18 protein-coding genes are annotated in these 19,419 nt (G+C 72.0%); 5 read left to right on the top strand and 13 right to left on the bottom strand.

Features of this window, described 5'->3' with window-relative positions:
• Window positions 1-332: 332 nt before the first annotated feature.
• Window positions 333-1,160, top strand: a complete 828-nt coding sequence (locus L2C96_RS19370; RefSeq protein WP_237337241.1) for a LysR family transcriptional regulator — start codon at window positions 333-335, stop codon at window positions 1,158-1,160.
• Here the strand turns inward: L2C96_RS19370 and L2C96_RS19365 are convergent.
• The 4 genes from L2C96_RS19365 to L2C96_RS19350 all read right to left on the bottom strand — a co-directional run bounded on the left by L2C96_RS19365 (window position 1,142) and on the right by L2C96_RS19350 (window position 6,042).
• On the bottom strand, window positions 1,142-1,906 hold the full coding sequence (locus L2C96_RS19365; protein WP_237337240.1) for an SDR family oxidoreductase: 765 nt from the start codon (window positions 1,904-1,906) through the stop codon (window positions 1,142-1,144). The genes L2C96_RS19370 and L2C96_RS19365 overlap by 19 nt on opposite strands.
• Window positions 1,907-1,986: 80 nt before the next feature.
• Entirely contained in the window at window positions 1,987-4,806 is a 2,820-nt protein-coding gene (locus L2C96_RS19360; protein ID WP_020419587.1) for a vitamin B12-dependent ribonucleotide reductase, read from the bottom strand.
• A 29-nt stretch (window positions 4,807-4,835) separates the two neighbouring features.
• The gene (gene nrdR, locus L2C96_RS19355) at window positions 4,836-5,318 is read right to left on the bottom strand and encodes a transcriptional regulator NrdR (protein ID WP_027936105.1); all 483 of its coding nucleotides are present in this window, start codon (window positions 5,316-5,318) and stop codon (window positions 4,836-4,838) included.
• A 259-nt stretch (window positions 5,319-5,577) separates the two neighbouring features.
• A complete protein-coding gene (locus tag L2C96_RS19350) occupies window positions 5,578-6,042 on the bottom strand; it encodes a LysM peptidoglycan-binding domain-containing protein (protein WP_237337239.1) in 465 nt (154 codons plus the stop codon).
• A 246-nt stretch (window positions 6,043-6,288) separates the two neighbouring features.
• Between L2C96_RS19350 and lexA the strand changes: the two genes are divergently transcribed.
• Window positions 6,289-6,990 carry a transcriptional repressor LexA gene (lexA, locus tag L2C96_RS19345; RefSeq protein ID WP_017983913.1) on the top strand — a complete coding sequence of 234 codons (702 nt, stop codon included), beginning with the start codon at window positions 6,289-6,291 and terminating at the stop codon, window positions 6,988-6,990.
• 25 nt (window positions 6,991-7,015) lie between these two features.
• Here the strand turns inward: lexA and L2C96_RS19340 are convergent, their stop codons facing one another.
• From L2C96_RS19340 to L2C96_RS19330, 3 genes are all read right to left on the bottom strand, one after another.
• On the bottom strand, window positions 7,016-7,987 hold the full coding sequence (locus L2C96_RS19340) for an SdiA-regulated/phytase-like domain-containing protein (RefSeq protein WP_237337289.1): 972 nt from the start codon (window positions 7,985-7,987) through the stop codon (window positions 7,016-7,018).
• 76 nt (window positions 7,988-8,063) lie between these two features.
• Complete coding sequence (gene hflX / locus L2C96_RS19335; protein WP_027934905.1) at window positions 8,064-9,494, bottom strand: GTPase HflX; 1,431 nt, start codon at window positions 9,492-9,494, stop codon at window positions 8,064-8,066.
• Window positions 9,495-9,537: 43 nt separating this feature from the next.
• Window positions 9,538-9,993 (bottom strand): ArsR/SmtB family transcription factor, encoded by a 456-nt coding sequence (locus L2C96_RS19330; RefSeq protein ID WP_084506133.1) that lies wholly within the window; start codon window positions 9,991-9,993, stop codon window positions 9,538-9,540.
• Window positions 9,994-10,096: 103 nt separating this feature from the next.
• Here L2C96_RS19330 and L2C96_RS19325 point away from each other — a divergent pair, with 103 nt between their 5' ends.
• Complete coding sequence (locus L2C96_RS19325; protein WP_237337238.1) at window positions 10,097-11,416, top strand: MFS transporter; 1,320 nt, start codon at window positions 10,097-10,099, stop codon at window positions 11,414-11,416.
• Here L2C96_RS19325 and dapF read toward each other — a convergent pair.
• From dapF to L2C96_RS19310, 3 genes are read right to left on the bottom strand one after another with little or no spacing between them, the layout of a single operon-like run.
• Complete coding sequence (gene dapF, locus L2C96_RS19320; RefSeq protein ID WP_084506129.1) at window positions 11,322-12,155, bottom strand: diaminopimelate epimerase; 834 nt, start codon at window positions 12,153-12,155, stop codon at window positions 11,322-11,324. The genes L2C96_RS19325 and dapF overlap by 95 nt on opposite strands.
• Window positions 12,156-12,164: 9 nt before the next feature.
• On the bottom strand, window positions 12,165-13,064 hold the full coding sequence (miaA, locus tag L2C96_RS19315; protein ID WP_020419595.1) for a tRNA (adenosine(37)-N6)-dimethylallyltransferase MiaA: 900 nt from the start codon (window positions 13,062-13,064) through the stop codon (window positions 12,165-12,167).
• Window positions 13,061-13,744 carry a class III extradiol dioxygenase subunit B-like domain-containing protein gene (locus L2C96_RS19310; protein ID WP_020419596.1) on the bottom strand — a complete coding sequence of 228 codons (684 nt, stop codon included), beginning with the start codon at window positions 13,742-13,744 and terminating at the stop codon, window positions 13,061-13,063. Before L2C96_RS19310 ends, miaA begins: the two co-directional genes overlap by 4 nt.
• Window positions 13,745-13,991: 247 nt before the next feature.
• Between L2C96_RS19310 and L2C96_RS19305 the strand changes: the two genes are divergently transcribed.
• Window positions 13,992-15,302, top strand: a complete 1,311-nt coding sequence (locus L2C96_RS19305; protein WP_020419597.1) for a DUF349 domain-containing protein — start codon at window positions 13,992-13,994, stop codon at window positions 15,300-15,302.
• 70 nt (window positions 15,303-15,372) lie between these two features.
• Here the strand turns inward: L2C96_RS19305 and L2C96_RS19300 are convergent, their stop codons facing one another.
• Window positions 15,373-16,377: a glycoside hydrolase family 113 protein gene (locus tag L2C96_RS19300; protein WP_237337237.1), complete on the bottom strand. Its 1,005-nt coding sequence runs from the start codon at window positions 16,375-16,377 to the stop codon at window positions 15,373-15,375.
• 62 nt (window positions 16,378-16,439) lie between these two features.
• Here L2C96_RS19300 and L2C96_RS19295 point away from each other — a divergent pair, with 62 nt between their 5' ends.
• Complete coding sequence (locus L2C96_RS19295) at window positions 16,440-17,018, top strand: TetR/AcrR family transcriptional regulator (RefSeq protein WP_237337236.1); 579 nt, start codon at window positions 16,440-16,442, stop codon at window positions 17,016-17,018.
• Here the strand turns inward: L2C96_RS19295 and L2C96_RS19290 are convergent.
• Window positions 16,991-17,722 carry a DinB family protein gene (locus L2C96_RS19290; protein WP_237337235.1) on the bottom strand — a complete coding sequence of 244 codons (732 nt, stop codon included), beginning with the start codon at window positions 17,720-17,722 and terminating at the stop codon, window positions 16,991-16,993. The genes L2C96_RS19295 and L2C96_RS19290 overlap by 28 nt on opposite strands.
• Window positions 17,723-17,726: 4 nt before the next feature.
• A complete protein-coding gene (locus L2C96_RS19285) occupies window positions 17,727-18,911 on the bottom strand; it encodes an MFS transporter (RefSeq protein ID WP_237337234.1) in 1,185 nt (394 codons plus the stop codon).
• Between the last annotated feature and the right edge of the window lie 508 nt (window positions 18,912-19,419).

Here is a 19,419-nt window from a genome sequence, read left to right as displayed (position 1 = left end):
CCCGGCGGCGCGCGGATGCCCGGCTGCACGCTCACCCGGCGCCATGCGGGTGCCCGGCCGCACGCTCGCCCGACGGCATGCGCGCACCCGGCCACGCGCCCACCCAACGCCGCATGGGCGCCCGGCTACGCCCTCAACCCGGCCGGCATGCGGGTGCCCCGGCTCCGCGCCCACCCGACGCCGCACGGGCGCCCAGCTACGCCCTCACCCGGCGCCGCGCGGGCGCCCGACTGCACGCACGCCCGGCGCCGCGCGGGTGCCCCGGCAGCGCGCAGCCTCCTCCGCCGGCTGCGTTCGGTTTTTCCGAACACCTCCTGGCTAGAGTGGATCTCATGGAGTTGCGGCAGTTGCGGGCCTTCGTGGCGGTGGCGTCGGCCGGCTCGGTCACCGGTGCGGCCTCGCTGCTCGAGCTGTCGCCTGCGACGGTTTCGGAGCACGTGCGGTCGCTGGAGAGCTCGCTCGGAGTGGTGCTGTTCGAGCGCAAGCCGACCGGTATGGCGCTCGCCGAGCGTGGGCGCCTGCTGCTGCCCGAGGCGCGGCGGCTGCTCGACCAGGCCGAGTCGATCCGGCGCCTGGTGAGCGACGAGCGCACCCGGTTCACCGTCGGCGCGCTGGAAACCCTCGTCGCCACGCGGCTGCCTTCCGTCGTCGCCCGGCTCGCGGATCGGCGGCCCGACGTCGACCTGGCGGTGCGGTCCCTGATGCGGCAACCGCTGCTGCGCGCGGTGGCGGACGGTTCGCTCGACGCTGGCCTGCTGCTGGACACCGGAACCGCGCTGGGCACACTGGGGTTCGACGGCGGTGACCTGTCCTTTGTGGACATCGAGACCGTGCGGCTGCACCTGGTCGCCCGCCCCGGGTACGACGGCGACGCCCTGCTGGTCACCCCGGACGGGTGCTCGTTCCGGATGGCCGCCGACCGGTTGCTGGGCACGGGCGGCAGGCGGCTGGAGTTCGACAGCGTGTCGACGATCCGGTCGTGGGTGGCGCAGGGCCTCGGCGTCGCGCTGCTGCCGGACTTCGCGGTCGGCGGCGACCTCGCGGACGGCACACTCGTCGCGCAACCGCTGGCGGATCCCGCCGAGCTGGCGTTGCGCGTGGTGTGGCGCACCGACCGCGAGGACGACCTGCGCGAGGTCCTCTACGCGATGGCGGGCTGAGCGGCCAGGAACTCCTCGAACGTGGTGCGCCCCGAGGTGTCCGGCGTCAGGTGGTGGCCGGCCCGGTAGGCGCGGGCGGTGGCCCCGGGGAGCGGGACCGGCACGAGCACGCGGCGGCGGCCCCGGTGGCGCAGGTAGCTCCGGGCCAGGTCGGCGAACTCCCGGACCTCGGGCCCGCCCATGTCCGGCGCCCGGCCGGCGGGGTCATGGAGGGCGAGGTCCGCGAGGCGCGCGGCGACCTCGCCCGCGTCGACCGGCTGGAACCGGAACCGGGCGGGGTACAGGACGGCAGGCAGGCGGCGCTGAACCTCCACGATGCGGCACATCAGGTCGTGGAACTGCGTGGCACGCAGGATCGTCCACGGCAGCCCCGACCCGATGACCGCCTCCTCCGCGGCGAGCTTCGCGCGGTAGTACGGGAGCGGGACCCGATCGACGCCCACGATCGAGATGAACACGACGTGCGGTTCGCCGTGGCGCCGGGCGATGTCGAGGAGCGTCCTCGTGGTGGCGACGTCCTTGCCACCGAGCGTGGTCGCGCAGTGCACGATCACGTCCGCGCCCGCCACCGCCGCGTCGATGCCCTGCCGGGTGCGGAGGTCGCCGGTGCGCCAGGCGTAGGCCGTGCCGTCCGGCGCCGGACGACGGCTCAGCACCCGGACTTCCCGCTCCGGCGCGAGGAGACGTCGGGCAACGGCCCGGCCGAGAACACCGGTCCCGCCGGTGACGAGGATCGTTTCGCTCATGCTGAAAAGACTCGGCAGGCCGCCGAAACGTGACAGCGGCCGGGCGCGAAAGCACCCGGCCGCTGTGTCACATCGTCAGATCAGCTGCAGCCGGAGGTGGCGCCGCAGCCTTCGCAGGCGTAGCAGGAGCCCGCGGGGCGCATCTTCGTTCCGCAGGTCATGCACAGCGGCGCGTCGGCCGCCTTGCCGAGGTGCAGGTCCATCAGCTCGGCCGTGCTGTGCGCCGCCTGGGGCTGCTCCGCCGGCTCGGCCTTCGCGGGGCTCGAGTCGACCGTGCTGCGCAGCGCCTCCAGGTCGACCTGCTCGGCCGGCTGCGAACCGTAGCCCGTCTCCACCTGCGCGGCGCGCTCGGCCGCGGTGAAGATGCCCAGCTCGGCCCGCTTCTCGTACGGCAGGTAGTCCAGCGCGAGGCGGCGGAACAGGTAGTCCAGCACGCTGGTGGCGATCCGGATGTCCGGGTCGTCCGTCATGCCGGCCGGCTCGAAGCGCAGGTTCGAGAACTTCGAGACGTAGAACTCCAGCGGGATGCCGTACTGCAGGCCCACCGAGATCGACATCGAGAAGGCGTCCATGACACCCGCCAGCGTCGAACCCTGCTTGCCCAGCTTGACGAAGATCTCGCCCAGCCCGTCGTCCGGGTACGAACCGGCGTGCAGGTAGCCCTCCGCGCCGCCGACCGTGAACGACAGGGTCTGGCTCGGGCGCTTCTTCGGCAGCCGCTTGCGGATCGGCTTGTACTCGACGACCTTCTCCGGCTCGACGTCGGCGGTCTCTGCCTTCTTCTTCGCGCTGGACAGCGGCTGGCCGACCTTGCAGTTGTCGCGGTAGATCGCCAGCGCCTTGAGGCCCAGCTTCCAGCCCTGGAAGTAGATCTCCTCGATCTCCTCGACCGTCGCCGTCTCCGGCATGTTGACCGTCTTGGAGATCGCGCCGGACAGGAACGGCTGCACCGCGGCCATCATGCGCACGTGGCCCATCGGGGCGATGGACCGCTCGCCGATGGCGCAGTCGTACACCTCGTAGTGCTCCGGGCGCAGGCCCGGCGCGTCGACGACGTGGCCGTGCTCGGCGATGTACTCGACGATCGCCTCGATCTGCTCGTCCTGGTAGCCCAGGGTCTTGAGCGAGCGCGGGATGGTCTGGTTGACGATCTGCATCGAGCCGCCGCCGACGAGCTTCTTGAACTTCACCAGCGAGAAGTCCGGCTCGATACCGGTGGTGTCGCAGTCCATCATGAAGCCGATGGTGCCGGTCGGCGCGAGCACGCTGGCCTGCGCGTTGCGCCAGCCGTTCTTCGCGCCGATCTCGATGCCCTTCTGCCACTCGCGGGTGGCCAGGTCGCGGATCGCCACGTCGTTGGTGTGCATCGTGCGGATCGCGTCGTTGGCCGCGGCGTGCTTGCGCATGACGCGCTGGTGCGCCTCGGCGTTGCGGCTGTAGCCCTCGTACGCGCCGACCACGCCGGCCATCTCGGCCGAGCGGCGGTAGGACGTGCCGGTCATCAGCGACGTGATGCTCGCGGCGAGCGCGCGGCCGCCGTCGGAGTCGTACGCGTGCCCGGTGGCCATCAGCAGCGCGCCCAGGTTGGCGTAGCCGATGCCCAGCTGGCGGAACTTGCGGGTGGTGTCGCCGATCGCCTCGGTCGGGAAGTCGGCGAAGCAGATCGAAATGTCCATCGCGGTGATGACGAACTCGACCGCCTTGACGAACAGCTCACCGTCGAACGTGCCGTCGTCCTTGAGGAACTTCAGCAGGTTCAGCGAAGCCAGGTTGCAGCTGGAGTTGTCCAGGTGCATGTACTCGCTGCACGGGTTCGACGCGGTGATCCGGCCCGACTCGGGGCAGGTGTGCCAGTCGTTGATCGTGTCGTCGTACTGCAGGCCCGGGTCCGCGCACTCCCACGCCGCCTGCGCCATCGAGCGGAACAGCTTCCGCGCGTTCACGGTGTCGATGACCTCGCCGGTGAGGCGGGCGCGCAGCCCGAACTCGGCATCGGACTCGACGGCGCGCATGAACTCGTCGCTGACGCGCACCGAGTTGTTGGCGTTCTGGTACTGCACCGACGTGATGTCGGCGCCGGAGAGGTCCATGTCGAAGCCCGCGTCGCGCAGGACGCGGATCTTCTCCTCCTCGCGCGCCTTGGTCTGGATGAACTCCTCGATGTCCGGGTGGTCGACGTCGAGGACGACCATCTTCGCCGCGCGCCGGGTGGCGCCACCGGACTTGATGGTGCCGGCGGAGGCGTCGGCGCCGCGCATGAAGGACACCGGGCCGGAGGCGGTGCCGCCGGAGGACAGCAGCTCCTTGGAGGACCGGATGCGGGAGAGGTTGATGCCCGCGCCGGACCCGCCGCGGAAGATCATCCCCTCTTCCTTGTACCAGTCGAGGATCGACTCCATGGTGTCGTCGACCGCGAGGATGAAGCAGGCGGAGACCTGCTGCTTGGAGGAGGTGCCGACGTTGAACCACACCGGGGAGTTGAAGCTGAAGACCTGGTGCAGCAGCATCCAGGTGAGCTCGTGCTCGAAGATCTCGGCGTCGGCGCCCGTCGCGAAGTAGCCGTGCTCGGTGCCGGCCTTCACGTAGGCGTGCACGACGCGGTCGATGAGCTGCTTGAGGCTGCGCTCGCGCTGCGGACTGCCCACCGCACCGCGGAAGTACTTGCTGGTGACGATGTTGGTCGCGTTCATCGACCAGAACTCGGGGAACTCGACGCCCCGCTGCTCGAAGTTGATCGACCCGTCACGCCAGTTGGTCATGACGACGTCGCGCTGCTCCCAGGCGACCTCGTCGTACGGGTGCACGCCCTCGGTCGTGAACACCCGGCTGATCTTCAGCCCCCGCTTGCCCCGCTTCGCCGACTTGCCGCTCGCCGTGCTCGCACCCACGGTCTCGGTCATCGATTCGTCCCTCCCGCCGCGCGCCGGGCTCATGCCCCGGCCGCGCTTTCGTCGCCGTGCTTGTCTGCCATGGCCTTGCGCAGGTCCGCGATCTCCTTCTCGAAGTCCTCGACCGAGGAGAAGGAGCGGTAGACGCTGGCGAACCGGAGGTAGGCGACCTCGTCGAGTTCCCGCAGCGGCCCGAGGATGGCGAGGCCGACCTCGTGACTCGGGATCTCGGCGACTCCGGCCGCGCGGATCGACTCCTCGACCCGCTGGGCGAGCTGCTGCAACGCGTCGTCGTCGACCGGCCTGCCCTGGCAGGCGCGGCGCACTCCCCGGACCACCTTGTCCCTGCTGAACTGCTCGGTGACCCCGGAACGCTTGACGACCGCCAGCACCATCGTCTCGGACGTGGTGAACCGGCGACCGCAGGCCGAGCAGGACCGCCTGCGGCGGATGGCCTGCCCCTCGTCCACTTCCCGCGAATCGACGACCCGGGAGTCGGCGTGACGGCAGAACGGGCAACGCACTTTCCGAACACCTTCCCCTCTCGTCCCGCGGGTGACATCCACCCCGGCCCGCGCCGCCACGCTACGGCTCGAACCTGGTGATCAACATGTGGATATCCGGTGGGTGAACACCCACCGCCTGTGGACAACTCGTCCTCAGTCTACCCCAACTTGTGGACCAACTACAGCCATGTAACTACTAGATATAGCGGTGGACCTTAGAACGCGCGCAGGCGGGGCGCAAGCGACACGAGCGAGTGATGAGGTATGGCGACGGCCTTCAGGAGCCCGTGATCACGGAGCCGGATTCGACCGGCACGGTGAGCAACAGACCCGGCACGACCGACTCGGCCGGCAGGTGGTTCAGCTCCTCGATGCGCTCGACCACGGCGCCCGTGTCGCTCCCCGGCGCGTACTGCCGCGCCAGATCCCACAGCGTCTCCCCCGGCGCGACCGCGACGGTGGCCGTCCGCTCCGGGACGTCCGGCGCGAACGACCCGGCGAAAACACCCAACCCGGTGACGGCGAGCGCGATGGCGACCCCGACCGCGGCGAGCCACGGCCACCGCGGCGCGATCCGGCGCGGGCAGGCGGCGACCGGACCGGGACGGCGGCCGGCGACCACCCGCGCCCGCGTCGGCGGGCGGCGCACCTCAGGGCGGCGCGGCCGCACCGGCACGCGCCCGCCCGCGCTCTCCTCCGGCGCGCGCCGGACCAGCCATTCCTCAAGCGTCAGCACCGACATGGCGGAACCTCCTCGCAGATCCGCGACCCGCGACGAGCGCGCCGCCGGTCGAACAACCGTTCTATCGAACCTCCGTGCGAATGTGTACCACCCGGGTACGACAAAATCGAGCGCGCCCCGGCGTGTCGTCGAACAGTTGTTTGATGTTTGCTGTCGGGTGCACTACTGTGGGTGACCAGCAGAGGCGGACAGCGCCGGTCGCGCGGGTGCGCGGTCCCGGCCGCTCCAGAGCTGGGAGGCAGCACGGTGTCGGAAGAGACGGGCGAGACGATCCGCAGGCCAGGCGGCCGGTTCGGGGACGTGCATCCCCTCCCCGACCCCGAGGACGTCGAAGAGGGTCTCAGCCCCCGCCAGCAGCAGATCCTCGAAGTCATCAAGGCGTGGATCGACCGCTTCGGCTACCCGCCCAGCGTCCGCGAGATCGGCGAGGCGGTCGGGCTCACCTCCACCTCGTCGGTGTCGCACCAGCTGCGTTCGCTGCAGCGCAAGGGTTACCTGCGCCGCGACGCGAACCGTCCCCGCGCCGTGGGCGTGTTGACCGCGCAGGCCGAGGCCGAGACCACGCCGCTGCCGAAGCCCGCGTACGTGCCCCTGGTCGGCCGCATCGCCGCCGGTGGCCCGGTGCTGGCCGAGCAGTCCATCGAAGAGGTCTTCCCGCTGCCGAAGGACATCGTCGGCGAGGGCGAGGTCTTCCTGCTCAGCGTCACCGGCGACTCGATGGTCGACGCCGCCATCACCGACGGCGACTGGGTGGTCGTGCGCCAGCAGCCGACGGCGAACAACGGCGAGATCGTGGCCGCGATGATCGACGGCGAGGCCACGGTGAAGACGTTCAAGCAGAAGGACGGCCACGTGTGGCTGATGCCGCACAACGAGGCCTACGACCCGATCCCGGGTGACGAGGCGACCATTCTCGGCAAGGTCGTGGCGGTCATCCGCCGTCTCTAGCCGATCGTTCGGTCGTTCGAAACGATCAGCCGGACCGCTTCCGCAGCTTCGTCCAGGCGAACACCACGCCGCCCGCGACGACGACGGCCAGCAGCAGGCCGGGCACCGTGTCCACGCCGCCCTGGCCGGACGACCCGCCGGCCGCCTCCCCGCCGGACCCCGCGGACTGGCCGCCCTCCTCGGCGCTGTCCGCCACCAGGGCCGCCGCCCCGCGCACCGCGCGGATCGGGCCGACACCCTCGGACGCCGACAACAGTGTGCCGTCCGGGTCGAAGGCGATCGCCTCCCCCTGCTGCTCGTCGGGCAGCGGCACACGCACCGGCTCGCGCTGCAGCGCGGCCGCCACGTCCCGGTCGGGGGCCGGGAACAGGTAGGCGTCGGTGTAGGTCCGCAACGCGACGACCTTGCCGTCCGCGCTCACGGCGCCCCCGGTGACCAGCACGGAGCCGAACCCCGCAACCGGTCCGCCCGGCGTGTCTGTGGACTTGATGTTGATCGACCCGACCCGCTCCAGCGGCGTCGGGCCCGGGCTCGCCAGCGCCTTCGCCGGCCGGTAAATCCCCGCCTCGCCTAGCGGGTTCTTGGTGACCAGGTACGGCGTTCCCGACGCGTCGAGCAGCAGCGCCTCCGCGTCGTGCGGCCCGTCGGGGTAGGTCAGGCGGTAGAGCGTCACCTTGCCCTGCGGCGTCACGGCCAGCAGGGCGATGGTCTCGCGTTGTTTGCGGTTGTCGCCGGTGTCGGCGAGCCAGAACGTGCCGTCCGCGGCACGGGCGAGATCCTCGACGTCGTACGGGTCGGTCGAGCCGGAGATGACCCGCTGCACCGCGCAGTCCCGGCCCAGCACGAAGATCTGCACCTTCGTGCCGCCGTCGTTGATCGCATACCACCGCGAACCGTCGCTCACCAGGCCGGACAGCTCGCCGAGGCGTTTGTCCGTCACCGAGCACACCGGTTCCGGGGCCTGCGCCGCGTGCGCCGGCCCCGCCAGCCCCAGCAAGACGAGGACTGACAGGACCGGCGCCAGCGCAGCTCTGCGGAAACTCCCATGGCTCACTGGAGCCACGGTACCGATCTCAGGCCGGTGATCCGTTCACGGCGTACGCCTCCAGCGCGGATGCCACGTCCGGGCGAACCCGGGCGCTCAGGCGGGTGCCCTCCGCGAGGTGCTCCTCGGTGAGGACCTCACCCTCGGAGTGCACGCGCGCCACCAGCTCACCGCGGGTGTACGGCACGAGCGCGTCCACGACCACGTCCGGCCGCGGCAGCCGCTCGGCCAGCGCCTCCAGCAGCTCCGGGACGCCCTCGCCGGTCTTGGCCGACACCACGATCGCGCCCGGCAGCAGGTGCCGGAGGCGGACCAGCGACAGCTCGTCGGCCGCGTCCGCCTTGTTGATCACGATCAGCTCAGGCGGCAGCGGGCTCTCGTGGCTCTTGGTGATCTCGGCGAGCACCTGGCGCACCGCGTTGACCTGCTCCTCCGGGGCCGGGTCGGATCCGTCCACGACGTGCAGCAGCAGGTCCGCGTCGGCCGTCTCGTCCAGCGTCGAGCGGAACGCGTCGACCAGCTGGTGCGGCAGGTGCCGCACGAACCCGACGGTGTCGGTCAGCGTGAACGTGCGCCCGTCCGGGGTGGCCGCCCGCCGGGTGGTCGGGTCCAGGGTGGCGAACAACGCGTTCTCCACCAGCACACCGGCTCCGGTGATGGCGTTGAGCAGGCTCGACTTGCCGGCGTTGGTGTAGCCGACGATCGCGACGCTGGGCACCTCGTTGGCCACGCGGCGGCCCCGCTTGGTCGCCCGGATGGTGTCCATCGCGGCGATCTCGCGGCGCAGCTTCGCCACGCGCTTGTTGATGCGCCGCCGGTCGGTCTCCAGCTTCGTCTCACCGGGACCACGCAGGCCCACACCGCCGTTCGCGCCACCGGCGCGGCCACCGGCCTGCCGGGACAGCGACTCACCCCAGCCCCGCAGCCGCGGGATGAGGTACTGCAGCTGGGCCAGCTCGACCTGCGCCTTGCCTTCGCGCGAGCGCGCGTGCTGGGCGAAGATGTCGAGAATCAGCGCGGTCCGGTCGATCACCTTGACCTTGAGCCGCTCCTCCAGCTGGCGCAGCTGGCCGGGCGAGAGCTCACCGTCGCAGATGACCGTGTCGGCCCCGGTGGCGACGACGATGTCGAACAGCTCGCGCACCTTGCCCGAGCCGATGTAGGTGGCCGGGTCAGGCTTGGAGCGGCGCTGCACGAGACCTTCGAGCACTTCGGAACCGGCGGTCTCGGCCAGGCGTGCGAGTTCGGCGAGCGAAGCCTCGGACTGCTCCGCGGTGCCCTCGGTCCACACACCGACCAGGACCACGCGCTCGAGGCGGAGTTTCCGGTACTCGACCTCGGTGATGTCCGACAGCTCGGTCGACAGGCCGGCGACGCGGCGCAGGGACGCGCGCTCCGACAGTTCCAGGTCACCCGTCGACGGGTCTTCCACGAGGTCTGTGTAGGTCAGTTCTGTCATCGTCCTTCCATGGTCCCACGATTCGCGGGATTGTCCGAATCCTTTAGCGGCTCGGGTACACCGCCACGTAGATCGCGAACTGCTCGGCGCCCTCCGGCGTGGAGCGGTTCTTGAACTCGTCCAGCAGGTCGGCCAGCCGCTGCTCGAACTCTCGCCTGGCCTCGGCGTCCACCCGCACCACCAGCCTTGACTGGTCCAGCTCGCCGCGGTCCAGCTCGGCGATCTCGGCCAGGTAGGCCTCCAGCATGGCCTCGGACAGCGCCTCGTCGCCCTCGCCGGACAGGTCCCAGGACTTGCCGGTGGACAGGTACGGGATCTCCTTCGCGCCGCGGTTGCCGCGGCGGGCGGGTTGCGGAGCCAGGAATCCGGTGTCGACCAGCTTTCGCACGTGGTGCAAAGTGGTGGCCGGGTCGCGGCCTAAGCGCTGCGCGATTTCCTTGTTCGTCAACGCCTCCGCATAGGTCAACCGGATGATGCGCAGGCGTATTCCCGAGGCCAGGGCGGCTGCCTCGGCCTCGCTCGCGGGGCGGCGGTCTCGCACCGGCCCAGCGTAGTCGGACGAAGTGATTGACGGATTCCAATCACTGCGTCACCCTATCGGGGTGCCGCGACGCGACTCCCTCTGGTTCCACCCCGGGTTCCGGCTGCTGTGGGCGGGCGACACGGTCAGCCAGGCCGGCACGTTCGTGGGCATCACCGTGCTGCCGCTGCTGGCCGCGACCGTGCTGTCCGCGACGCCCGGCGAGATGGGCCTGCTCACCGCGGCCGAGAACGCCGCCTTCCTGCTGATCGGGCTGCCAGCCGGGGTGTGGGTGGACCGGATGAAGCGGCGTCCGCTGATGCTGCGCGCCGACTTCGCGCGCGCGGCGCTGCTGCTGACGATCCCGCTGGCGTGGTGGACCGGCTGGCTTACCCTGACCCAGCTGGTCGTGGTCGCGTTGCTGGTCAGCGTCGGGACGGTGTTCTTCGACGTCGCCTACCAGTCCTACCTGCCCTCGCTGGTCGGGCGGGAGCACCTGGTGGAGGGCAACGCGAAGCTGCAGGCCAGCCAGTCGGTCGCGCAGGTGGTCGGGCCGGGGCTCGGCGGCGGGCTGACCCAGCTGTTCGGCGCGGCCAACGCGGTGCTCGCCACCGGGGTGGGCTACGTCGCGTCCGGAATGTTCCTGCTGCGCATCCGGACACCCGAACCGGAGCCGGAACCGCACGACGGCACGCCCCTGCGCGCGCAGATCGCCGAGGGCCTGCGGTTCGTGTTCGGCAACCCGGCGCTGCGCGCGATCGTGCTGTGCACCGCGAGCGGCAACTTCGCCGGCACGATCGTGATCTCGATGCAGGTCCTGTTCCTCACCAGGGACCTCGGCCTGAGCCCCTCCGGCGTCGGCCTGGTGCTCGCCGTCGCCAGCGCCGGCGGGATCCTGGGCGCGCTCACCGCCGGGTTCTGGACCAGGGTGATCGGGCAGGCCAGGGCGATTTGGCTGGTGCCAATGACCACCTGGCCGCTCCAGCTGCTGCTGCCGCTGTCCCAGCCGGGCTGGCCGGTGGCGCTGGGCGTGCTGGGGATGGTGGCCAGCGGCTACGGCATCGTGGTCTACAACGTCGCGCAGGTCAGCTACCGCCAGGCGATCTGCCCGGACCGGCTGATGGGCCGCATGAACGCGACCGTGCGGTTCGTGGTGTGGGGCACCATGCCGCTCGGCGGACTGGCCGGCGGCCTGCTCGGCGAGCTGATCGGCGTCCGGTCCACCGTGTGGGCCGGGTGCGCGCTCATGGCGGTGACGATGCTGCCGGTGCTGTTCTCCCCGTTGCGGCGGATGCGTGACCTGCCGGTCAGCCCGCCCGCTCCCACCACTGCGGATCCAGCTGACCCCGCGCCACGAACTCCGCCGGGCCCGTCAGCGTCGACGCCCCCCGCTCCACGGTGACCTGGACACGGCCGCCGGGGATGTCCACAGCGGACTTCCCGGTGTCGGTGCCTGCCAGGTGCAGCGCGGCCGCGACCGCGGCCACCGTGCCGGTGCCGCACGCGCGGGTCTCGCCCACTCCCCGTTCGTACACCCGCATCTTCAGGCGCTGCTCGCCGAGCGGGTTGACGAACTCCAGGTTGACGCCGTCGGGGAAGAAGTCGCTGTCGTAGCGGGGCGCGCGGGTGAGGTCCAGCTCGTCGATGTCGTCGTCCACAATGGAAACCAGGTGCGGGTTGCCCACGTTCACCGCGACACCGGAGAAGTTGTGCCCGTCCACGATGGCGACCGAGGCGCCGGTGATCGCGACCGGCCCCATCTGCGTGGTCACCGAGAGATCCTCGTGCACCACCACCTGCCGGTCGCCCGCCCTGGTGCCGATCACGAACTCGCGCCCGGACACCAGTCCCGCTTCGACGAGGTACCGCGCGAACACCCGCGTGCCGTTGCCGCACATCTCGGCGATCGACCCGTCGGCGTTGCGGTAGTCCATGAACCACTCCCCCGCCGAATCGGCCGCGGCGGGCAGGTCCAGAGCCTCCTTGCGCACCACGCGGAGGACGCCGTCGGCACCGAGCCCGCGCTGCCGGTCGCACAGCGCGGCGACCCGGCTCGCCGTCAGGTCCAGCCGGGCGTCGGGGTCGGGGAGCACCACGAAGTCGTTCTGGGTGCCATGCCCCTTGAGGAACTCGATAACCACACGATCAGACTACTGGGCCACCACGGAGAGCACCCGCTCGGCCACGTCAAGATCGGCTCCGTCGAACCACCGGATCCGCGCGTCCCGGCGGAACCAGGATCGTTGCCTGCGAACGAATCGGCGCGTCGCCTGCTTCGTCGCCTCGGCCGCGGCGGCGAAGTCCCCGCCGCCGTCCAGTTCGGCGAGCACCTGCTGGTAGCCCAGCGCGCGCGACGCCGTCTTGCCCTCCCGAAGCCCGCGCTCCACCAGCGAGCGCACCTCGTCGACCAAGCCCGCCGCGAACATGCGGTCCACGCGCAGCTCCACGCGCCGGTCGAGGTCCTCGGTGTCCCGGTCGATCCCGATCATCACGGTGCCGTACCGCGCGGGGCCGGGACGCGGCATGTTCGCGGAGAACGGCTGTCCGGTGATCTCGATGACCTCCAGCGCGCGGACGATCCGGCGCGTGTTGGTCGGCAGGATCGCGGTGGCCGCGGCGGGATCGAGCGTGGTGAGGCGGCTGTGCAGGGCCGCGGCGCCGACCTCGGCGGCCTCGGCCTCCAGCCGCGCCCGCACGGCCGGGTCGGTGCCCGGGAAGCGGAGGTCGTCGAGGACGGCCTGCACGTAGAGGCCGGATCCGCCGGTCAGCACGGGCACCTTGCCCTCGGCCAGCAGGCGCTCGATGACCGCGCGGGCGTCGCGCTGGTAGGCGGCGACGGAGGCGGTCTCGGTGACGTCGAGGACGTCGAGCAGGTGGTGCGGCACGCCGCGACGCTCCGCCGCGGAGACCTTGGCGGTGCCGATGTCCATGCCGCGGTAGAGCTGCAGGGCGTCGGCGTTGACCACCTCGCCGCCGACCGCCCGGGCGATCGTGATGGCGAGTTCGGACTTGCCGGTGGCGGTGGGGCCGACGACGGCGATCGGGTTCACCCGCGCTCCCACACCGCGACGTGGTAGCCGACGCCGAACGGCGCCGCGGAGTAGAGCAGTTCGGCGCGCCAGTCGTCGCCGGCGCCCGCCAGCACCTGCCACGGCGCGCGGCCGCCCGCGCCGAGTTCGGCGGCCAGCCCGGGGTCGAGCGCCCGCAGCGCGGCCGTGTCGGCGGTGGCGAGCGCGCGGGCGACCGCGTCGTCGAAGGCGGGGGCGCGCTCGTCTTCGCTGCCCGGGGACTTGGGACCGTGCCGGTTCGAGCCGTCGCCGAGCACGAGCAGGCCGGTCCGGTCGCCGTGGGCGAGGAGCTTGCCGAGGCGCTCGCACTCGGCCGGATCGCCGTCCACGAGGTGCACGCGCACCGAATCCGCGCCCGCCTGCTCGCGCAGCCAGCCCGCGACGAGGGCGGGCAGCGGGAGTTCGGCCGGGGTCGCGGGCGCCGCGCTCAACGAGACCGGAACGTCGGCTCCGTATCCGCGGAACGACCCGGACGTGGCGGGCTCGATGACCCGTTCGTGGTCACCGGCGCCGACCGCGACCCACTCCCGGGTCACCGCGGCGAGGCGCTCCACCGCCGTGCGGCAGGCCGCGCGCAACGCCTCCAGCTCGGCGTTCGCACCCGGGGACAGCGCGGGCACGAGCAACGGGGGCTGCGGTACCACCACGGCTTGCACGATCACACCCGTCGAGGTTACCGGCAGCCACTCTCGGGCAACCCGCGACCACGGAGAGCAGCGAGATCGACGATCACAGCGATCCCACGCGGCCCGGAAGTAGAATCACCCGCTCCGACCCCCCAACCGAGTACCACGAGCGGCGCTGAACTGCTTGAATGCGGCCAGAGGGAACGAGACCCGCATGACCCGGCCCCGCCCGCCAGCGGGGCGCCCGCCACAAGGCGGGCCGACAGGCGATAAGGAGCCTGCGATGTCCGACGAGAACACCGGCACCCCGGCACCCCACCAGGTGCCCCACGGCCACACGCCCGCCGCCGGTCACGGCGCGCCGGTCCCGCCGGCCGAGCCGCACCCCTCCCGCTGGGGCCGGGTGGACGACGAGGGCAACGTCTACGTCCGGACCGCGGACGGGGAACGCGCCGTCGGCGTGTGGCAGGCCGGCTCGCCGGAGGAGGGGCTGCTGCACTACGCGCGGCGCTTCGACGACCTGCGCACCGAGGTCGAGCTGCTCGGCACCCGGCTGTCGTCCGGCGCGGGCGACCCGAAGCACGCGCTCGCCACCGCGACGCAGCTGCGGGAGAGCCTGCCGACGGCGGCGGTGGTCGGCGACCTCGCGGCGCTGTCGGCACGGATCGACCAGATCGTCGCGCACGCCGAAACCGCGCTGGCGGCGGCGAAGCAGGAGCGCGAGGAGGCCCGCGCGGCCGCGGTCGGGCGCAAGCAGGCGCTCGCCGAAGAAGCCGAGAAGATCGCCGCGGAGTCGGTGCAGTGGAAGGCCGCGGGCGACCGGCTGCGCGCGATCCTCGACGAGTGGAAGACGATCAAGGGCGTCGACCGCAAGACCGACGACGAGCTCTGGAAGCGCTTCTCCAAGGCGCGGGAGGCGTTCAACCGGCGCCGCGGCTCGCACTTCGCCGAGCTGGACAAGCAGCGCGCGGCGGCCAAGGCCCGCAAGGAGGAGCTGATCGCGGAGGCCGAGGCGCTCGCCGACTCGACCGACTGGGGCCCGACCGCGGGGCGCTACAAGGAGCTCATGACGGAGTGGAAGGCCGCGGGGCGGGCGCCCAAGGAGGCCGACGACGCGTTGTGGCAGCGCTTCCGCGCCGCGCAGGACGCGTTCTTCTCCCGCCGCTCGGCGACGTTCTCCGAGCGGGACGCCGAGTTCGCCGCGAACGCCACGCGCAAGGAGGAGCTGCTCGCCGAGGCCGAGAAGATCGACCCGGGCGCCAACCTCGACGCGGCGAAGGCGCAGCTGCGGCGCATCCAGGAGCAGTGGGACGAGATCGGCAAGGTGCCGCGGGAGCGGATCCGCGAGCTGGACGGCCGGCTGAAGGCGGTCCAGGACCGGATCCGCGAGGTCGAAGACAGCCAGTGGCGTCGCAGCGACCCGGAGGCCCAGGCGCGGGCCGCGCAGTTCCGCGAGCGGGTCGAGCAGTTCGAGGCGCAGGCCGCGAAGGCCCGCGCCGCCGGCGACGAGCGACGCGCCAAGAAGGCCGAGGAGCAGGCGGCCCAGTGGCGCGAGTGGATGCAGGCGGCGGAGCAGGCGGTCGCGGACCGCTGAGGTTTCGGTTCGCTGAGGTTTTCGGTTCGGGTGGCGGCCCCTTCCCCGTGTGGGGAGGGGCCGCCGTCGTTCAGTGGTCCCGGTAGTACTCGCCGATCGCCGTGAACGCGGCCTTCGGCTCCCACGGCAGCTCGTGCCCGTCGCGGTCCTCGAACACCTTCACCACCCCGTAGCTGGCCAGGTCCAGGTCCTCCCGCGGGTCGCCGCCGGGGCGGTGCACGTGGTCGTACAACGCGAAGGTGAACACGAACGCGCTGTCCACGCCCGCGGAGTCGAACGTCTCCAGCAGTTCGCGCACGTACGCGGCCTGCCCCTGCTCGTCGCGCTCGTACTCGCCGTTCAGCCGGACCGGGCCGCGGTCCTCGTCGTACTCCACCGCGTCCAGCGCGCTCGCCCCCAGGTCGCCCGCGCCGCGGTAGGTCGCCGAGCCGAACTCGGTGATCGCGACCGGCTTGCCCTGCCCGACGAGGGCCCGGACCCCGTCGGCGAAGCGGTCGGCGATCTCGGCCGTCCGGTACAGGTCCACCGAGACGAAGTCGAACAGCGCCCAGTCGACGCGCTCCAGTTGCACGGACGCGTAGGTCACCCGGCCACCGAACCGCTCCCGCACGACGGCGACCGCCTTGGCGAGGAAATCCCCCACCCGGGAACCGAGTTCCGGGATCCGGTCGCGGTTGTCCATCAGGAACGCGATCCGCTCCCGGATACCGTCGCCGGGCAGGAAACCCTTGTTCATCAGGCTCAGCTCGGCCCCGGCCACGAACACGACCTCGGCTCCCCGCCGTCTGATCCGCTCGGCGCGCTCGGCGCAGTCCGCGAACAGCTTCAGCGTCTCCTCTTCGGTCAGTTCCAACGGGTACGGCGAGAACCAGACCTCCAGCCCCAGCTCGGCCGCGCACGTGGCGGCCACCTCCAGCCGCTCGGGGTCGCCGCCCATGATCCGCACCGCGGTGCAGTGCAGGTCGTCGCGGATGATCCGCAGCTCGCGCTGGACCTCCTCCGGCTCGAACCGGCTCCGCGAGAACTTCCCGTTCTGCAGGAAGCCGGTGTCGTAGCTGATGCCCTTGGCTCGCATGTCCATCTCCTCAAATAGGGTACTGGCAGTACCTTAACACGGGTAAGGTACTGTGCGTACCCATGGAGCCGTCCCGGACCCGCAGGCGGGGAGCCGCGCTGGAGGACGCAATCCTCCAGGCGGCGGCGGATGAACTGACCGAGTCCGGGTTCGCCGCGCTGACCATGGACAAGGTCGCCGCACGCGCGGGCACCAACAAGAACGCCCTGTACCGCCGCTGGCCGAACCGGCTGGCCCTCGGGGTCGCCGCCTACCAGCGGCTCACGCGATCCGTGCCGGTGCCGGACACCGGCAACCTCCGCGACGACGCCCTCGCGCTGCTGCGTGGCGCGAACCGGCACTGGAGCTCGCCGCTCGGCGCGATCCTGCGCGAGCTGATCGCCGCGGCCGGGGGCGCGTCGGAACTCTTGGGACAACTGCAGGACCCCGCCGAGGACGCGGCCGCGCCGTGGCTGACGATCCTGGAACGGGCCGTCGAACGCGGTGAGGTGTCACCGGCCGCGCTGCACTCCCGCGTCGCCACGGTGGCGATCGTGTTGCTGCGCAACGAGTTCATGGTGCGGGGCGTGCCCACCGCGCCGGACGAGGTGCTGGTCGAGATCGTCGACGAGGTCTACCTGCCGCTGGTGCGGTCGAAGTGACCCTCCAGCACCGCGAGGTCGCGCACGGCGTAGCGGCGGTGCTCGCACTCCTCGTTCATCACGACGCGCAGGCACTTCCCCACCGGCTGCGGCTCCTCGGGGTAGCCGCGCGCGGGTGAGCGGTGGCAGGGCCGGGACAGCTCCTCGTCGGTCAGGCCGTCGGCGATCCGCCGCACGAGCGTCATCCGGTCCGCGCGGACTGTCAGGACGTCGTCGAGCGAGGGCCGCGCGCCGGTGTCGACGCCGAGCAGCTTCTCCTGCTCCGGGTAGGACGTCTGCGGCAGGGCCAGCGGGTGGTAGGGCATCGGCTCGTCGAGGATCGTGCGGCTCACCCAGGCATCGGTCGCGAACACCAGGTGCCGCAGGGTTTCCACGAACGACCACTCGCCGTCGACACGTTCGTGCAGCGCCTCCTCCGGCAGCCGGCGCGCGCGGGCCACGGTGTCCGCCCACAGCGATTCGAGGATGTCCCAACCGGCGCAGAAGTCCGCGGGGCCGTCCATCGCCCGCAGCTGGGTCCGCTCGGGGTGGCGGCGGTCGAGCTCGGCCTCCACGTAGTCCGTCACGTCCACGTCGTTGACCACGAACCGCGCCAGGTCGCCCGAGATGGACACGTCCCACAGGCGCGAGTCGACGATCTTCAGGCGGGTCAGGTCGCAGGCGCGGAAGGTGGAGCCGGTGAGGTCGGTGTCGGCGATGTCCACCCGGTCATGATTGCGCTGTCCGGTGCCGCAGCGCCACGCCCGCGCCGGTCAGGAACGCCAGCGCCGCCGCGCACCCGAGGATCACCGGGGGTGTCGTGACCTGCGTGAGCAGCGCGAACACGTACGGCGCGCAGAAGCCGACGTAGGTCAGCGCCCACCACACCGAGGCCAGGCGGGCCAGGCCCTCGGGCGGGGCGATGCGGGCGATCTCGGTGAGGCCGAAGGTGACGCACAGCCCGTACCCGCAGCCGAGTGCCGCGTCGGCCAGCAACGCGACGGCGGGTTGCGCGGACACGGCCGCGGCGAGGCCGAGGAGCATCCCGGTGCCGGTCGCGGCGAGCCCGATCAGCGCGGGCAGCAGGATCGCGCGTGCGGCGAGCCTTCTGCCGACCGGCTGGATCAGCAGCCCGCCCCCCAGCACGACGGCGATCGCGACGCCCGCGAAGACCGTCTCGGCGTCGCCGAGGCGCGACTCCACCAACGACGGCAGCACGGCGAACCCGGTCGCGGGCGCGGCGAACACCCACGGCGCCACCGGGACGACCATCCGCCGGAAGCGCGGGTCGCGGATGCCGGTCACGCGCTTGCCGGGCTGCGCCCGGGGCGCGGTCTCGGGCACCTTGAGCGCCGCGACCAGGGCGACCGCGGACAGCACGAGGTGCGGCAGGTAGGCGACGTCCAGCGGCGCCCACTGCGCGATCAGCGCCGCGACCAGCCCGCCGATCCCGAAGCCCGCGGAAAGGAACAGGCTGGCCCGGCGCGCCCCGGTCCCCTCGACCGCGTCGTCGTGCGGCGGGTGGGAGAGCTCCTTGACCCAGGCACTGCCCGCCGCGAGGACCGCCCCCATGGCGAACCCTGAGGCGAAGCGCCCCACGCCCAGCCACGGCACGCCCACTTCGCCGAGCAGCAACGCGCCGGTCGCGAGCACCGAGAGGACGACCGCGCCGAGCACCACGGGCCGCCGACCGTAGCGGTCCGCGCCGGGGCCACCGAGCAGCAGACCGGGCACGAGGCCGAGGACGTAGATCGCGAAGAGACCGGTCACGGTCGGCGCGGAGAGCCCCATCTCACGCCGGTAGGCCCCGAGCAGCGGCGAGAACTGGTTGGCGCCCCACCCCACGGCGGTGATCAACCAGGCGGCCCGCGGCCAGGCCCGCCAGGTCGCGGGCCGCACGGCACACTCCGTCATACCCCGGTTCTAACCCGCACCGCTTCGGAGGGAGCGGGGTGTTCACGATTTCCGAACGGTTCTGCGGGGGGCCGGGCGGCCTGGTGGCTGCTGCGGGTGGCCGCTGCGGGCGCCGCTTCGGGGCGGGCGAAGCGGTGGCTACCACCCACAGCGCGTGGCGGCGGGCAGCGCGTGCCTGCGGTAGCGCATGGCGACCGCACGCAGCACGTGCGGGCCGCGCGTGGCGAGGGGCAGCGGGTGGTGAGGGCTAGTGCGATGGCTGCCGCAAGCGGCGCGGTGCTGCCGCAGGCAGCGGTAGCCGTCACGGGTGGCAGTGGGGGCTGGCAGCGGTGGCCGTCGCGGGTGGCTGTGGGGGTGGCGCGGTGCTGCCGCAGGCAGCGGTGGCTGTGGGGTGGTGCCGCGATGGCTGCCGCAGGCGGCACTGGCTACGGCAGGCGGCGCGTTGCTGCGCGGCAGATAGCGCGGGAGCTACGCCGTCGCGGGCGGCAGCGGTAGCCGTCGCGGGCAG

The organism is Amycolatopsis tucumanensis (assembly GCF_021654135.1).
GTDB classification, from domain to species: Bacteria; Actinomycetota; Actinomycetes; order Mycobacteriales; family Pseudonocardiaceae; genus Amycolatopsis_E; species Amycolatopsis_E tucumanensis.
The sequence above is the reverse complement of the archived record's forward strand: the minus strand, read 5'-3'. Positions and strand labels throughout refer to the sequence as shown.

Coding starts and splice junctions, on each gene's coding strand:
- L2C96_RS19305 (WP_020419597.1), top strand. CDS start 13,992: ATGTCCGACGAGAACACCGGCACCCCGGCACCCCACCAGGTGCCCCAC.
- L2C96_RS19295 (WP_237337236.1), top strand. CDS start 16,440: ATGGAGCCGTCCCGGACCCGCAGGCGGGGAGCCGCGCTGGAGGACGCA.
- L2C96_RS19300 (WP_237337237.1), bottom strand. CDS start 16,377: ATGCGAGCCAAGGGCATCAGCTACGACACCGGCTTCCTGCAGAACGGG.
- L2C96_RS19285 (WP_237337234.1), bottom strand. CDS start 18,911: ATGACGGAGTGTGCCGTGCGGCCCGCGACCTGGCGGGCCTGGCCGCGG.
- L2C96_RS19365 (WP_237337240.1), bottom strand. CDS start 1,906: ATGAGCGAAACGATCCTCGTCACCGGCGGGACCGGTGTTCTCGGCCGG.
- L2C96_RS19370 (WP_237337241.1), top strand. CDS start 333: ATGGAGTTGCGGCAGTTGCGGGCCTTCGTGGCGGTGGCGTCGGCCGGC.
- L2C96_RS19350 (WP_237337239.1), bottom strand. CDS start 6,042: ATGTCGGTGCTGACGCTTGAGGAATGGCTGGTCCGGCGCGCGCCGGAG.
- hflX (WP_027934905.1), bottom strand. CDS start 9,494: ATGACAGAACTGACCTACACAGACCTCGTGGAAGACCCGTCGACGGGT.
- L2C96_RS19360 (WP_020419587.1), bottom strand. CDS start 4,806: ATGACCGAGACCGTGGGTGCGAGCACGGCGAGCGGCAAGTCGGCGAAG.